The 14642-nt window shown below is 69.7% G+C and carries 12 protein-coding genes and 1 pseudogene; 5 read left to right on the top strand and 8 right to left on the bottom strand.

Features of this window, described 5'->3' with window-relative positions:
* Positions 1 to 16: 16 nt before the first annotated feature.
* Positions 17 to 1633, bottom strand: coding sequence for a benzoylformate decarboxylase (gene mdlC, locus LGM71_RS21075; protein WP_226116264.1), 1617 nt, complete (start codon positions 1631 to 1633; stop codon positions 17 to 19).
* A 99-nt stretch (positions 1634 to 1732) separates the two neighbouring features.
* On the opposite strand from mdlC, the gene LGM71_RS21070 reads away from it, so the two are divergent.
* The 5 genes and pseudogenes from LGM71_RS21070 to LGM71_RS21050 all read left to right on the top strand — a co-directional run.
* Positions 1733 to 2644 (top strand): LysR family transcriptional regulator, encoded by a 912-nt coding sequence (locus LGM71_RS21070; RefSeq protein WP_059607970.1) that lies wholly within the window; start codon positions 1733 to 1735, stop codon positions 2642 to 2644.
* A gap of 158 nt (positions 2645 to 2802) precedes the next feature.
* Positions 2803 to 4197, top strand: a complete 1395-nt coding sequence (gene dalD, locus LGM71_RS21065; RefSeq protein ID WP_226116263.1) for a D-arabinitol 4-dehydrogenase — start codon at positions 2803 to 2805, stop codon at positions 4195 to 4197.
* Positions 4198 to 4298: 101 nt separating this feature from the next.
* A complete protein-coding gene (xylB, locus tag LGM71_RS21060) occupies positions 4299 to 5780 on the top strand; it encodes a xylulokinase (RefSeq protein WP_175817676.1) in 1482 nt (493 codons plus the stop codon).
* 103 nt (positions 5781 to 5883) lie between these two features.
* The gene (locus tag LGM71_RS21055; RefSeq protein ID WP_059607967.1) at positions 5884 to 6840 is read left to right on the top strand and encodes a sugar-binding transcriptional regulator; all 957 of its coding nucleotides are present in this window, start codon (positions 5884 to 5886) and stop codon (positions 6838 to 6840) included.
* Between the two features lie 20 nt (positions 6841 to 6860).
* Positions 6861 to 7054, top strand: a pseudogene (locus LGM71_RS21050) (LysR substrate-binding domain-containing protein); the annotation flags it as partial.
* Positions 7055 to 7067: 13 nt separating this feature from the next.
* Here the strand turns inward: LGM71_RS21050 and LGM71_RS21045 are convergent.
* From LGM71_RS21045 to LGM71_RS21015, 7 genes are all read right to left on the bottom strand, one after another.
* The gene (locus LGM71_RS21045; RefSeq protein ID WP_226116259.1) at positions 7068 to 8177 is read right to left on the bottom strand and encodes an ABC transporter ATP-binding protein; all 1110 of its coding nucleotides are present in this window, start codon (positions 8175 to 8177) and stop codon (positions 7068 to 7070) included.
* 59 nt (positions 8178 to 8236) lie between these two features.
* A complete protein-coding gene (locus LGM71_RS21040) occupies positions 8237 to 8965 on the bottom strand; it encodes an HAD family hydrolase (RefSeq protein ID WP_124900984.1) in 729 nt (242 codons plus the stop codon).
* Positions 8962 to 9813: a carbohydrate ABC transporter permease gene (locus LGM71_RS21035; RefSeq protein WP_151051482.1), complete on the bottom strand. Its 852-nt coding sequence runs from the start codon at positions 9811 to 9813 to the stop codon at positions 8962 to 8964. Before LGM71_RS21035 ends, LGM71_RS21040 begins: the two co-directional genes overlap by 4 nt.
* Positions 9810 to 10757, bottom strand: a complete 948-nt coding sequence (locus LGM71_RS21030) for a carbohydrate ABC transporter permease (RefSeq protein WP_059607960.1) — start codon at positions 10755 to 10757, stop codon at positions 9810 to 9812. The genes LGM71_RS21035 and LGM71_RS21030 overlap by 4 nt, the downstream gene beginning before the upstream one ends.
* A gap of 102 nt (positions 10758 to 10859) precedes the next feature.
* Positions 10860 to 12185, bottom strand: a complete 1326-nt coding sequence (locus LGM71_RS21025) for an ABC transporter substrate-binding protein (RefSeq protein WP_124621435.1) — start codon at positions 12183 to 12185, stop codon at positions 10860 to 10862.
* Between the two features lie 89 nt (positions 12186 to 12274).
* Positions 12275 to 13627: a D-tagatose-bisphosphate aldolase, class II, non-catalytic subunit gene (locus LGM71_RS21020; RefSeq protein WP_226116257.1), complete on the bottom strand. Its 1353-nt coding sequence runs from the start codon at positions 13625 to 13627 to the stop codon at positions 12275 to 12277.
* On the bottom strand, positions 13615 to 14571 hold the full coding sequence (locus tag LGM71_RS21015) for a sugar kinase (protein ID WP_124621672.1): 957 nt from the start codon (positions 14569 to 14571) through the stop codon (positions 13615 to 13617). Before LGM71_RS21015 ends, LGM71_RS21020 begins: the two co-directional genes overlap by 13 nt.
* Positions 14572 to 14642: the final 71 nt, after the last annotated feature.

The following is a 14642-nucleotide window of genomic DNA, read 5'->3' as shown; positions in this document are numbered from 1 at the left end:
GGACGCGCAACGCGCGTCAGGCAACTTCGACGTCGACGACGACCGGCGTATCGGCCCGCAGCGCGTCGGTCAGCGTTTCGTGCAGGCGAGCGGCATCGGCGACGCGGATGCCGCGGCACCCCATCCCTTGCGCGAGCGCGACGAAATCCAGGTCGGGCAGATCGGTGCCCTGCACCGGATCGTCAGGACCGAAGCCGAACACCGGCGCGAAATCCTGCAGCGCCGCATAGCGCCGATTATTCAGGATCACGAACGTGATCGGTAGCTTCAGCTGCGCGGCGCTCCACAATGCCTGGATCGAATAGAGGCTCGACCCGTCGCCGATCAGCCCGATCACGCGCCGTCCCGGCCGCGCGAGCGCGACGCCAACCGCGGCCGGCATCCCGTAGCCGAGCCCGCCGCTGTCCATCGTGTAGAACGTGCCGCTGCGCGTGAACGGCAGGTGCGCCTGCATCACCGGCCGCGCGCTCGGCGCTTCCTCGACGACGATGTCGTGTGCGTCGCGCACGTCGTCGAGCGTCTGCAGCGCGAATGCCACCGACATCCGTTCGCCGGCGGCCGGCGCTTCGGCGCGCGGGCGCATCGGCCGCGGCGCGGGCATCGGCCGCTCGCGCGGCGCCGGCCGGGCCAGCAGATCGCGTGCCGCGAGCCGCAGGTTGCCGACGACCGCGTCGCCCGACGGCGTCCATGCGGCGATGCCTGGATCGTCGACGAGCTGCACGAGCTTGGCGCCCGGTGGCATGTGCGGGCCGCAGCCCTCGATGTGATAGGTGAACGCGGGCGCGCCGAACGCGAACACGAGGTCGTGCCCGTCGAGCCGCGCGACGATCTTCTCGCGGATCGCGGGCAGGAAGCCGGCGAACAGCGGATGATCCTCGGGAAAGCTGCAGCGCCCCGACATCGGCGCGACGTACACGCTGACCCGGTGCCGCTCGGCGAGCCGCACGACGTCGTCCCACGCACCGGCCCGATCGACGGCCGCGCCGACCACCAGCGCGGGACGCCGCGCGGCATCGAGCGCGTCGCCGAGCCGCGCGAGCGCATCGGGATCGGGCCGCACGACGCTGCTCACGTCACGGCGCGGCAGCAGCTCGGCCGGTTGGTCCCAGTCGTCGACCGGGATCGACACGAACACCGGCCCGCGCGGCTCCTGCATCGCGATCCGGTACGCCCGCGCGATCGCGGCCGGCACGTCCTGCGCACGCGCGGGCTCGATGCTCCATTTCACGTACGGCTTCGGCAGCTCGGCGGCCTGCGTCGCACCGAGAAACGGATCGAACGGCAGGATCGCGCGTGCCTGCTGGCCCGCGGTGACGACCAGCGGCGTGCGGTTCCTGAACGCGGTGAACAGGTTGCCCATCGCGTTGCCGACGCCGGCCGCCGAATGCAGGTTGACGACCGCCGCGTTGCCGGTGGCCTGCGCATGACCGTCCGCCATCCCGACCACGACGGCCTCCTGCAAGCCGAGCACGTAGCGGAAATCGGCGGGGAAATCGCGAAACATCGGCAGCTCGGTCGAGCCAGGATTGCCGAACACGCAATCGATGCCGAACTGGCGAAACAGGTCGATGACGGCATCGCGGACGGTGATCGGGGCGGCCGGTGCGGCGGAATGGGACGGGGTGCCGGACATGCTCGGGCGTCTCCTCGGTGGCTTGGCGGTTTCCACAGTATCGAAGCGCGAGCCATTCACGGATACTGTATTTTTTGCGAAAAGCCATTACGGTTCGGCATGACTTTCGATCTCCGGCAATTGCGCGCATTCACGACCATCGTCGCGTGCGGCAGCCTCGGCCGCGCGGCCGACGCGCTGCACGTGACCCAGCCGGCGCTGAGCCGGATCCTGAAGCGGCTCGAGGATCAGGTCGGCGCGCCGCTGTTCGAGCGCCATTCGAAAGGCGTGCAGCTGACGGCGTTCGGCGAGGCGCTGCTGCCGCACGCGACGCTGCTGCAGCACGAGGCCGAGCATGCGCGCGAGGAGCTCGACGCGATGCGCGGCTTCGCGAAGGGCACGATCAAGGTCGGCGCGGTGGGCAGCATCGCGAGCCTCGTGCTGCCGGTCGCGGTCGGCCGCGTGCTCGACCGCTGGCCGAACCTGCGTGTCGAGATTCTCGAAGGCGTGTGGGATCGGCTCGCGGAAGGGCTGAACAAGCATGAGATCGATCTCGCGCTGTCCGCGCACGGGCCCGACACCGACGAGATCGTCGCGATTCCCGAGTGCCGCTGGGAAGATCGCAGCCATATCGTTGCGGCGCCGCACCATCCGCTGCGCGCGCTCGGCCGCGCGCCGACGCTCGCCGACACGCTGCACGCGCGCTGGGCGATTCCGCCGCGCGGCACCGCGCCGTTCGACCACATGCGCGCAACCTTCGACGCGCACGGGCTTGCCCTTCCCGACATCGCGGTCGAAACACGCTCGGTCACGACGCTGAAGAGCCTCGTCGCGCATGCGGGCTTCCTGAGCTGGATGGCCGAACCGATGTACGGCGCCGAACAGCGCGCCGGCACGATCGACACGCTGCCGGTGCGCGAGGTCGTCGCGGTGCGCACGCTCACCGCGTTCCGGCGCCGCCACGGGATCCTGCCGGGGCCGGCCGGCAAGCTGCTCGACGAACTCGTCGCGCTCACACGCGAAGGCCGCTGATACCGCTCCCCCTTTCGCGCCGCGCGCGCCGCCGCAGCGCACCATCGAAATGCCGTGTCCCGCCTTGACTTTCGTTCGCCCGAATACGATCATTCGCTCACACAAAGAGCAAATGATCGTATTCAACAGGAAAGACTGGCACGAACAGGAGACACCGGATGAGCGAATCGTCCTCCGCCCGCGCGCCCGTGCTGCTGCACATTGGCGCGGGCTCTTTCCACCGCGCGCACCAGGCGTGGTATCTGCATCGCGTGAACGCGGCCGTGCCGGCCGACGAACGCTGGTCGCTGACCGTCGGCAACATCCGCGACGACATGCGCGCGACGATGGACGCGCTCGCCGCGCAGCACGGCGCGTACACGCTCGAAACCGTCACGCCGCAGGGCGAGCGCGCATACGAGACGGTCCGCGCGATCTCGCGCGTGCTGCCGTGGTCGATCGACCTCGCCGCGCTGATCGACGCCGGCGCCGACCCGGCATGCCGGATCGTGTCGTTCACCGTGACCGAAGGCGGCTACTACCTCGACGAACACAACCGGCTCGACCTCGCGAACGCCGATCTCGCGGCCGACCTGCAGGGCGCGCGCACGACGCTGTACGGCGCGCTCGCGGCGCTGCTTGCCGAGCGCGTGAAGCGCGGCGCGGGCCCGCTCACGCTGCAGAGCTGCGACAACCTGCGCAACAACGGCGCGCGCTTTCGCGCGGGCATGCGCGAATTCCTCGAACGGCGCGGCGAGGACGGCCTGCTCGCGTGGTTCGATGCGCACGTCGCGACGCCGAGCGCGATGGTCGACCGCATCACGCCGCGCCCGACCGCCGACGTGCGCGAGCGCGTGCGCGCGGCCACCGGCGTCGACGACGCATGCCCGGTGATGGGCGAATCGTTCATCCAGTGGGTGATCGAGGACCGCTTCGCGGCCGGCCGGCCGCGCTGGGAGCTGGCCGGCGCGGAGCTGGTGGACGACGTGCACCCGTACGAGGAAGCGAAGATCCGCATCCTCAACGCGACGCACAGTTGCATCGCGTGGGCCGGCACGCTCGCGGGCTACACGTACATCCACGAGGGCACGCACGACGCGGCGATCCGCCGGTTCGCGCACGACTACGTGACGCAGGACGTGATCCCGTGTCTCAGCCCGAGCCCGCTCGATCTCGAACGCTACCGCGACGTCGTGCTCGAACGCTTCGGCAACCCGTACGTGCTCGACACGAACCAGCGCGTCGCGGCCGACGGCTTCTCGAAGATTCCCGGCTTCATCGCGCCGACGTTCGTCGAATCGCTCGCACGCGGCGCGGCGCCGGTCGCCACCGCCGTGTTGCCGGCGCTGTTCCTGCGCTTTCTCGAACGCTGGGCGCGAGGCTTGCTGCCGTATGCGTACCAGGACGGCGTGATGGACGACGGCGCCGCGCGCGCGATCGTCGAAGCCGACGACCCGGTCGTCGCGCTGTGCGCAAGCCGCGCGCTGTGGGGCTCGCTCGCCGGCAACGCGGCACTGTTCGAAGCGCTGCGCGCCGGGCTCGCCCGCGTCGACGCATGGCTCGCGCAGCGCTGAAGCGGGACGGCCCGCGGCCGCGCATCCGGGCGAACCTGCGTTGGCAGGTGCGCATGCGTGCGGCTAAAGTAGCGGCTCCCCACTGACGGAACGGATCGCTCATGTATCTCGGCATCGACCTCGGCACCTCGGAAGTGAAGGTGCTGCTGCTTGCCCCGGACGGTACGGTGGTCGGCACCGCGGGCACGCCGTTCAGCGTGTCGCGGCCGCACCCGCGCTGGGCGGAACAGCATCCGGAGGACTGGTGGCGAGGCACGCTCGCCGCGCTCGCGGCGCTGCGCGAACGGCATCCGCAGGCATTCGCGCAGGTGCGCGGGATCGGCCTGTCGGGCCAGATGCACGGCGCGGTGCTGCTCGGCCGCGATGACCGCGTGCTGCGCCCCGCGATCCTGTGGAACGATATGCGCAGCGCCGACGAATGCGCGCTGCTCACCGAACGCGCCCCCGATCTGCATGCACTGGCCGGCAACCTGGCGATGCCCGGCTTCACCGCGCCGAAACTGCTGTGGGTCGCGAAGCACGAGCCCGACGTGTTCGCGGCGACCGCGTGCGTGCTGATGCCGAAGGACTACCTGCGTTTCCGTCTGACCGGCGCGAAGGTGTCCGACCCGTCCGACGCGGCCGGCACGCTGTGGCTCGACGTCGCGCGCCGCGATTGGTCCGACGCGCTGCTCGCCGCGTGCGACATGACGCGCGGGCAGATGCCGCGCATCGTGGAAGGCAACGCGCCGTCCGGCACGCTGCGCGCAGATCTCGCGCGCGAGCTTGGGCTGTCGGAGGCCGTCGTGGTGGCAGGCGGCGGCGGCGACAACGCGACCAGCGCGCTCGGCATCGGCGCGATCCACGCGGGCGACGGCTTCGTGTCGCTCGGCACGTCGGGCGTGCTGAGCGTGGTCGGCGACCGCTTCATGCCGAACTCCGCATCGGCCGTGCATGCGTTCTGCCACGCGATTCCCGATCGCTGGCAACTGATGAGCGTCGTGCTGTCGGCCGCGAGCTGCCTGCGCTGGGTCTGCAAGCTGACGGGCACGGACGAGCCGGCGCTGCTCGCCGAAATCGAGGCGCTCGACGCCGACGCGCTCGCGACGGCGCCGCTGTTCCTGCCCTACCTGTCCGGCGAACGCACGCCGCACAACGATCCTTATGCGCAGGGCGTGTTCTTCGGGATGACGCATGCGACCGAACGCGCGCACCTCGGCTACGCGGTGCTCGAAGGCGTGACGCTCGGCCTCGCGGACGGCCTCGACGCGCTGCATGCGGCCGGCGTCGAAACCGACCGTCTGTCGCTGATCGGCGGCGGCGCGCGCAGCGCGTTCTGGGCACAGCTGATCGCCGACGCACTGAACGTGCGCACGTGCCAGCATGGTGGCGGTGAAACCGGTGCAGCGCTCGGCGCCGCACGCCTGGGCTGGCTCGCCGTCGGCGGCGATCCGCATGCCGTGCTGACCAAGCCGCCGGTGCGCGCCGAATACGCGCCCGATGCCGGCCGTCATACGCTGCTGCGCGAGCGCCTCGACTCGTTCCGCGCGCTGTATCGCCACGTGCGCCCGCTTTACGAACCGTCGCGCGCGCGGCTCGCGTAAGCGGCGACGCGCAGCGGCCGTCGGCCGCGCACCCGGCATGCGTTACAGTGGATGCCCGTTGCGCCGCCCGACGGCCGGCCCAGATCCGAACCGAACCGCTATCGTGTCCAAGTCCTCAGAAAAACTCGATCTCGCCACGCGTGCCGCGTGGCTCTACTACGTCGCGGGCGACACGCAGAACGAAATCGCCGAGAAGCTGCAGGTGTCGCGCCCGGTCGCGCAGCGCCTCGTCGCGTTCGCGGTCGAGAAAAATCTGATCCGCGTGCGCGTCGATCATCAGCTCGCCGACTGTCTCGACCTCGGCGCGCAGCTGTCGAAGCGCTACGGGCTCGCGATGTGCGAAGTCGTGCCCGTCGATGCCGACGCGCCGGAAGCGATCGACCGCAAGCTCGCAGTCGCCGGCGCGCAGGTGATGGAGCGCTACCTGAACGAGACGCGACCGATGGTGATCGCCGTCAGCAGCGGCCGGACGCTGAAGGCCGTGGTCGCGCAGATCGCGCAGATCGAGCGGCCGCAGCACCGGCTCGTGTCGATGGTCGGCGCGATCGCGGCCGACGGTTCGTCGAACCGCTACGACGTCGCGCAGTACATTTCCGAAAAAACCGGCGGCAAGCACTTCCTGCTGCCCGCGCCGCTGTTCGCCGACAGCGACGCCGAGCGCGCGCAATGGTGCAATCACCGGCTGTACCGGATCGTCGACGCGCTGTCGGCGCAGGCCGACGTCGCGTTCGTCGGGATCGGCAACATCGGCCCGCACTGCCCGCTCTACGAGGACGGCTTCATCACCGAACAGGAACGCGACGAGATGACCGCGCGCGGCGCGGTGGCCGAACTGCTCGGCGTGCCGATCGATGCGCAGGGCAAGCTGGTCGACGTGTCGACCAGCGCGCGCGTCACGAGCGTCGCGCTCGACACGCCGCCGAAGCGCCCGACGATCGCGTTCGCCGGCGGCCCGAAGAAGCGCGACGCCGTGATCGCCGCGTTGCGCGGCGGCTGGCTGTCGGGGCTCGTCACCGACGAGACCTGCGCGCGCGCCGCGCTCGACGCGAAGGCGGACTGACGCCGCGGTCGAACGTTCAGGCCGCGCGCGGCGCCGGAAACGCGTGCCTGCCCGAATTCTTCATGCGCGGTTTGACGACGGCGCGCTGCGCGCGGTGCTCGACGAACACGTCGCGAGCCGCACGCCGTTCTACGCGCTGTGGCCGTCAGGCCGCCATCCGACGCCGAAGCTGCGCGCATTCGTCGATTACATGGCCGCGCACCTGCACCTCTGACCGAGGCCGGCCGTCACGCCGCCTTCGCGTGCGCGCTCAGCCGGCGCAACGCCTGCCCGTGTTCGTCGAACAGATGGCAGTGCTCGGCCTGCGCGTGCACGTGCAGCGCCTCGCCGGTGCGATACGTGTCGAGCGGCGGAATCCGCGCGATCAGGCCGTCGGGCGCGACCGCCGACTCCGCATACAGATACGCGGCATCGCCGAGCGACTCGACGGCCATCGTCCGCGCGGCAACGCCCGCGGCTGCCGTGCCCACCAGAAGGTGCTCGGGCCGCACGCCGACAGTCACCGCCGCACCGCGCTGCAGCCCCGCCGCATCGACCGCGACGCGTTGCGTCTCGCCGCTGTCGAAACGCACGAGCACGTCGGTCGCATCGACCGACTCGACGGTGCCCTTCAGGAAGTTCATCTTCGGCGAGCCGATGAAGCCCGCGACGAACAGGTTCGCCGGCGCGTGATACAGCGCGTTCGGCGTGCCGACCTGCTGCACCGCGCCGCCCGACAGCACGACGATCTTGTCGGCGAGCGTCATCGCCTCGACCTGGTCGTGCGTCACGTAGATCATCGTCGTCTTCAGCTCGTCGTGCAGCCGCGCGAATTCCAGTCGCATCTTCACGCGCAGCGCCGCGTCGAGGTTCGACAACGGCTCGTCGAACAGGAACACCTTCGGCTTGCGCGTGATCGCGCGGCCGATCGCGACGCGCTGTCGCTGGCCGCCCGACAGCTGCTTCGGCTTGCGGTCGAGCAGGTGATCGATGTGCAGGATCTTCGCGGCCTGCTTCACCGCCTGGTCGATCTCGGGCTTCTTCGCGCCGGCGAGCTTCAGGCCGAACGCCATGTTGTCGTACAGCGTCATGTGCGGGTACAGCGCATACGACTGGAACACCATCGCGATGCCGCGCTTCGCGCTCGGCACGTCGTTGACCTTCGCGCCGTCGATCAGCAGATCGCCGCTCGAGATGTCCTCGAGGCCGGCGATCATCCGCATCAGCGTGGATTTGCCGCAGCCGCTCGGCCCGACGAACACGACGAATTCGCCGTCGGCGATGTCGAGGTTCACGTTGCGCAGCACTTCGGTGTCGTCGTAGCGCTTCGCGATGTTGCGCAGGAGCACGCTTGCCATGATCTGTCTCCGTTCGTTCGTGATGCGCCGCGTTCGACGCGGCGCGCAATCTTGCCAGGTTAGTTCGGCAGCACGGCACCGGTCGCCTGCCAGCGCGCGACGTAGCCGGGCAGTTCGTGCATGTCGTCGAATACGTGACGCGCGCCGATCCCGCGCAGCGCGTCGATCTGCGCGGCCGACGCATGCCCGCCGCCGATGAAGCCGAGCACGGTCATGCCGGCCGCGGCGGCCGCGGTGATGCCGGTCACGCTGTCCTCGACGACGAGGCATTGCGCGGGCACCGCGCCGAGCGCGTGTGCGGCCGCGAGATACACGTCGGGCGCGGGCTTCGGCCTGGCGACGGCGTCCGCGCAGAACAGCCGGTCGCCGAAGAAGCGCGCGAGGCCAGTGCGGGTGAGCGCCGCCTCGACGTATGCGCGGTAGCTGTTGCTCGCGCATGCCGTCGTCAGACCGATCGCGGCGAGTGCCGCATCGATGCCGTCGACCATCGGCGCGTTGACGGCCGCCGCCTCGACCGCGCGGCGGATCGCATCGACGTCGCCCGCCGTCAGCGTGCGGCCGACCGCCTCGCTCGCGCCGGCCAGCACGCGCTCGATGCGCAGCCCGAGCAGCGGCATCACGGCCGGCCGCGCGTCGACGCCCGGCCAGCGCGCGTCCAGCTCGCGCACGATCACGTCGGCGGCGACGGCCTCGCTGTCGATCAGCACGCCGTCGCAATCGCAGATCAACACGTTCATCCCGTGGCCGACCGCGCCTTTTCCACCCATGCCTTCGCCGGCCGCGCTCATTTGACCGCCCCGAACGTGAGCCCGCGCACGAGCTGCTTCTGCGACAGCCAGCCGACGATCAGGATCGGCGCGACGGCCAGCAACGAAGCTGCGGACAGCTTCGCCCAGAACAGCCCCTCCGGACTCGAGTACGACGCGATGAACACGGTCAGCGGCGCGGCGTTCGAGCTCGACAGGTTGATGCTCCAGAACGCCTCGTTCCACGACAGGATCACGAGCAGGAGCGAGGTGGACGCGAGACCCGGCAGCGCCATCGGCATCAGCAGGTAGACGATCTCCTGCCACGTCGACGCACCGTCGATGCGGCCCGCTTCGAGGATGTCCTTCGGGATTTCGTTGAAGTATGTGAAGGTCATCCACACCGCGATCGGCAGGTTGATCAGCGTGTAGACGATCACCAGGCCCGACACGGTATCGAGCAGCCCCGCGTTCTTCCACAGCAGGTAGATCGGCACGAGCACGCCGACCGACGGCATCATCTTCGTCGACAGCATCCACAGCAGCACCTTCTGCGTGCGGTGGTTCGGGAAGAACGCCATCGCGTAAGCCGCCGGCACCGCGAACAGCAGCGAGATCACCGTGACGCCGGCCGAAATCAGCACCGAATTCCACGCGAACGCGAAGTAGTTGCTGCGCGCGAACACCTCGCGGAAGCTGTCGAGCGTCGGCATGAAGAACAGCGTCGACGCATACGCCTGCTGCTCGGTCTTGAATGCGGTGATCGCCATCCAGAAGATCGGAAAGAACAGCAGCAGCGCCAGCAGCCACGCGAGCGTGCCGGGCAGCGCGCGCCGCACGCGGTCGAACGGGGCCGGCGCGCGCCGGCCTTCGAAGGTCAGGTCGCTCATTTCTCGTACTCTCCCTTCAGGTTGCGCGCGAGCATCCGCACCAGGAAGAACGACACGACGTTCGCAACCACGACGGCGATGATCCCGCCCGCGGATGCGAGGCCGACGTCGAACTGCTGCAGGCCAAGCGCATAGATCAGGTACGACAGGTTGGTCGTCGCGTTGCCGGGGCCGCCGCCCGTCGTCGTGTAGATCTCCGCGAAGATCGACAGCAGGAAGATCGTCTCCATCATCACGACCACGGCGATCGCGCGCTTCAGGTGCGGCAGCGTGATGTAGAAGAACATCGCGATCGGGCCCGCGCCGTCGATGCGCGCGGCTTCCTTCTGCTCCTGGTCGAGCGACTGGATCGCGGTGAACAGGATCAGGAACGCGAACGGCAGCCACTGCCAGGCGACGATGATGATCACGGCGGTGAGCGGGTAGTCGGCGAACCAGTCGATCGGCGTCATCCCGAACGCACGCATCGCGTTCGCGACGAGCCCGTACACCGGATGAAGGATCATGTTCTTCCAGATCAACGCGGCGACCGTTGGCATCACGAAGAACGGCGCGATCACGAGCAGGCGCGCCACGCCCTGCCCGTAGAACTTGCGGTCGAACAGCACGGCCATCAGCACGCCGCCGACCACGGTGATCGCGAGCACCGCGCCGATCAGCACGAGCGTGTGCCAGATCGCGGGCAGGAACGACGGATCGGTCGCGAGGAAGCGGTAGTTGTCGAACCCGGCGAAGCCCTTCACGTCCGGGTTCAGCAGGTTGTAGCGCGAGAACGAATACCAGATCGTCATCGCGAGCGGGATCGACATCCACAGCAGCAGCACCGCGACGGACGGTGACACCAGCCAGCTGGCGCCGCCGCGCGCGCGGCGCGGCGCGCCCGGCGGCGACGACGCATCGCCGACCGACGGTGCGTGGCTCAGGGGAAGACGCAAATGACGCATGATCGGAGTCCCTCCGGTTGAGGCGCGGGCGCGAATGGCCGCCCGCCCTGTCTGCTTCGGCGACGTGCACCGTGCGCGGCGGCGCGCACGGCGGGGGCCGCGTTACTTCTTGTAGCCGGCCTGGCGCACCGCGCGATCGGCGGCGGCCTGCCCGGCGGCGAGCGCCTGGTCGACCGTCATCTGGCCGGCCACCGCACCCGCGATCGCCTGCCCGACCACCGTGCCGAACGACTGGAATTCAGGAATCCCGACGTACTGCACGCCCGTGTACGGCACCTTCTTCAGCGACGGATCGTTCGGGTCGGCCGTCTCGATCGCCTTCAGCACGAAGTCCGAGAACGGCGCGGCGGCCTTGTACTCGGGGCGCTGGTAGGTCGACGCGCGCGTACCCGGCGGCACCGACGCCCAGCCTTCGTCCTTGCCGACCATCTCGATGTACTGCTTCGACGTCGCCCACGCGATGAACTTGCGCGCGGCATCTTGCTGCTTCGACGTCTTCGGCACGGCCAGTGCCCACGCCCACAGCCAGTGCGAGCCCTTCGGCGTGGCGGCAACCGGCGCGGCCGCGAAGCCGACCTTGTCGGCGACCTGAGACTGCTGTTTGTTATAGAGCATCCCGGCCGCGACCGTCGCGTCGATCCACATCGCGCACTTGCCCGATGCGGTCAGGGTCAGGTTCTCGTTGAAGCCGTTCGAGCTCGCTCCCGGCGGGCCGTCCTTCTTCAGCAGGTTCACGTAGAAATTGATCGCCTTCTTCCATTCCGGCGACGTCAGCTGCGCGTTCCAGTTCTCGTCAAACCAGCGCCCGCCGAACGTGTTCACGACCGTCGACACGTACGCCATGTTCTCGCCCCACCCGGCCTTGCCGCGCAGGCAGATGCCGTAGGTACCCTTCGACTTGTCGGTGAGCTTGTCCGCGAATTCGGCGATCTGGTCGTAGGTCGGCTGGTCGGGCATCTTCAGCCCCTTCGCCGCGAACAGGTCCTTGCGGTAGAACGTCATCGAGCTTTCGACGTAGAACGGCAGCGCATACAGCTGGCCGTTGTACGACAGGCTGTCGCGCGCGGTCTTCACGATGTCGTTCAGGTCGTAGTCGGCGGGCAGCCCGGTCATCGGCGCGAGCCAGCCGCGCTTGCCCCACTGCGGCGTTTCATACGTGCCGATCGCCATCACGTCGAACTGGCCGCTGCCGGTCGTGATGTCGGTGGTCGCGCGCTGGCGCAGCACGTTTTCCTCGAGGATCACCCAGTTCAGCTTGATGTCCGGGTTCGCCTTCTCGAACGCCGGCGACAGCTTCTTCAACTCGATCATGTCCGGGTTGTTCAGCGTCGCGATCGTCAGCGTGCCGGCCGACGCCGCGCACGCAGCCGTCGCGAGCGCGGCTCCGGCGAAGCAGCGTGCGGCGGCATCGAGCATCTTTCGTTGCATGGCATGTCTCCTGTGATTGTTCGAACTGTCGTCGGTGTTGCGTATTGCGTATTGCTTGTTTCGTGTTGCCGTGTTTCCTTCGCGGCCCGTCACGACGGCCGCTGCATCCCGCACGCGCGCGCATAGTGCGCGATCACGTCGCGTATCCGGTGGCGCACCCATGCGCGCGGCTCTCTCGCGAGGCCGCCCGCGCGGCAAGCCGCGTACACGTCCGGCAGCCACTGCGCGACGAGCGTCTCGGGCACGGGCTGCCGCGCAAGGTTGTCGAACAACTGCTCGACCGCCGCCGCGACGGCCGGCTGCAGCCAGTAGTAGCGGATCCGGTCGCTGTAGCTGAACTGGCGCGCGAGCCGCTGCTCGGTTTCGTCGCCGCGGTAATACGGCGCCCAGTGCTCGGGTTGCGCGCGCATCGCGGCGTCGACCACGTCGCGCAACCGCGAGCGCTGCGCGACGTCGACGATCAGCGCGTCCTCGATGAAGGTGAGCGCGAACAGCGCCTCGCGCAACGCGAAGGTCAGCGCGGGCCCAACCTTCAGCACCGCGAAGTGGTCGCGCACGAGCGCGGCGAGTGCGCCTTCGGTCTGGTAGTCGGTCGAATGCGCTTCGAACACGAGGCGCGGCGTGCGCAGGATGCTCGCGCCAAGCGACGCGGCCTTCGCGCTGTCGTAGTCGAGCACGTGGCGATCGTCGAAATCGACGCCCGGCTGCGCGACAATCGCGACCACGCGCGTCCATGCGTCGTCGAGCCCGGCCGCCGCGAATGCGGCGCGATGCGCGTCCAGCGTCGCGGCGATGCTGTCGCTGCGCGTGACCGCGATCCGCGCGATCCCATCGCCGCCCGTGTCGCCGGCCACTTCGCCGCCCGGCGTCGGCACCTCGGTGCCGATCACGTAGACGGGCGCAACGCCGGCGCGCGCCCCCGCGTCTTCGGCCGCGCGGCACAGCTCGGCCGCGCGGGCGGCAATCGTCCGGTCGTCGAGCCGCTCCGGATCGTCCGCGCATGCCATGCTCGCGTCCAGGTGGATCTTCTCGAACCCGGCTTCGACATACGCGGCGACCATCGCGGCCGCTTCGCGCATCGCATCGGCCGCGCGACGGTGCCGCCACGGGTTCGGGCCCAGATGGTCGCCGCCGAGCACGAGCGCCGACGGCGCGAGCCCGCAGCGCTGCGCGATCGCATCGACGTCGCGCCGGAAATCGGCGGGCGTCATGCCCGTGTAGCCGCCGAGATGGTTCACCTGGTTGCAGGTCGCCTCGATCAGGAGCGGCGAGCCGTCCGCGCGCGCGGCCTCGCACGCGGCCTCCAGCACGAGCCGGTGCGCGCTGCAGATCGAATAGATGCCGCGCTGCGCATCCGCGCGGTTCGAATCGAAGATCATCCGCAGCACGGCGTCGGCGTGCGCGTTGCGCGGGCGTTCGGCGACGGGGGTCAGGCCGGACATGCGATACCTCGTTCAGTCAGGAAGCGGTCGATTTCAGTCGCGCTGCTGTTGCCCTCCATCGGGCCGCGCCGCGTGACCGCGATCGCGCCGGCCGCGTTCGCGCGGCGCAGCGCGACGTCGATCGGCAGGCCGGCGACGAGGCTCGCGACCAACGTGCCGCCGAAGCAGTCGCCGGCACCGGTCGGATCGAGTTCGTCGACCGGCCAGGCCGGCACGTCCACACGGCTCGCACGGTCGAACGCGGCGCTGCCGGCCGCGCCACGCTTGAGCACGACGCGCTCGAGCAGCGGATGCGTCGCGAGCAGCCCGGCGATCGCGCGCTCGGCCGGCTGCGGCCCGCAGAAGAACGGCAGGTCGGCCTCGCTCGGCAGAAACAGATGGCAAGCGGCGAGCATCGTGTCGAGCGCCGCGCGCATCGGACGGAAGCTCAGCATCTCGGGCCGCACGTTCGGGTCGAACGACACCTTCGCGCCGACGCGCGCCGCTTCGATCACGCCGCGCTGGACGGCCGCGATCGCCGATTCGCTCGTCAGCGACGAGCCCATCACATGGAAGTAGCGGCAACCGTCGAACATCGCGGTGTCGACGTCGGATGCGTCGACGCACGCGGCCGCGCTGGTCGACAGGCTGAACACGAAGCTGCGTGAACCATCGTCGCGATACGCGACGAACGCGGTGCCGGTCGGACGCGCGACACGACGGATGCGCGCGACGTCGACGCCGTCGCGCTCGAGCCGCGCGACGATCGCGTCGCCGAATGCGTCGCGGCCGACGCAGCCCGCATACGCGACGCGCGCGCCGAGCCGCGCGGCCTGGTCGGCGAAGATCGCCGGCGCACCGCTCGGAAACGGGCCCGCGAACAGGCCCGGCGTGTCGAAACCCTGGCCACGCTCGGCGGCGACGAATTCGGCCAGCAGTTCGCCGGCCACGACGATCTCGGCCATCATGCGTGCCCTCGTGCGGCGGCGGCCGCACGCGGCGCGGACGCCCGGGTTGCGCGTGCGAGCGGCGTCAT

This window comes from Burkholderia sp. AU33545 (assembly GCF_020419685.1).
Lineage (GTDB): Bacteria > Pseudomonadota > Gammaproteobacteria > Burkholderiales > Burkholderiaceae > Burkholderia > Burkholderia diffusa.
This window is presented reverse-complemented; position numbering and strand designations above follow the sequence as displayed.

Coding starts and splice junctions, on each gene's coding strand:
- LGM71_RS21015 (WP_124621672.1), bottom strand. CDS start 14,571: ATGGCCGAGATCGTCGTGGCCGGCGAACTGCTGGCCGAATTCGTCGCC.
- xylB (WP_175817676.1), top strand. CDS start 4,299: ATGTATCTCGGCATCGACCTCGGCACCTCGGAAGTGAAGGTGCTGCTG.
- LGM71_RS21045 (WP_226116259.1), bottom strand. CDS start 8,177: ATGGCAAGCGTGCTCCTGCGCAACATCGCGAAGCGCTACGACGACACC.
- LGM71_RS21040 (WP_124900984.1), bottom strand. CDS start 8,965: ATGAGCGCGGCCGGCGAAGGCATGGGTGGAAAAGGCGCGGTCGGCCAC.
- mdlC (WP_226116264.1), bottom strand. CDS start 1,633: ATGTCCGGCACCCCGTCCCATTCCGCCGCACCGGCCGCCCCGATCACC.
- dalD (WP_226116263.1), top strand. CDS start 2,803: ATGAGCGAATCGTCCTCCGCCCGCGCGCCCGTGCTGCTGCACATTGGC.
- LGM71_RS21030 (WP_059607960.1), bottom strand. CDS start 10,757: ATGCGTCATTTGCGTCTTCCCCTGAGCCACGCACCGTCGGTCGGCGAT.
- LGM71_RS21025 (WP_124621435.1), bottom strand. CDS start 12,185: ATGCAACGAAAGATGCTCGATGCCGCCGCACGCTGCTTCGCCGGAGCC.
- LGM71_RS21020 (WP_226116257.1), bottom strand. CDS start 13,627: ATGTCCGGCCTGACCCCCGTCGCCGAACGCCCGCGCAACGCGCACGCC.
- LGM71_RS21070 (WP_059607970.1), top strand. CDS start 1,733: ATGACTTTCGATCTCCGGCAATTGCGCGCATTCACGACCATCGTCGCG.
- LGM71_RS21035 (WP_151051482.1), bottom strand. CDS start 9,813: ATGAGCGACCTGACCTTCGAAGGCCGGCGCGCGCCGGCCCCGTTCGAC.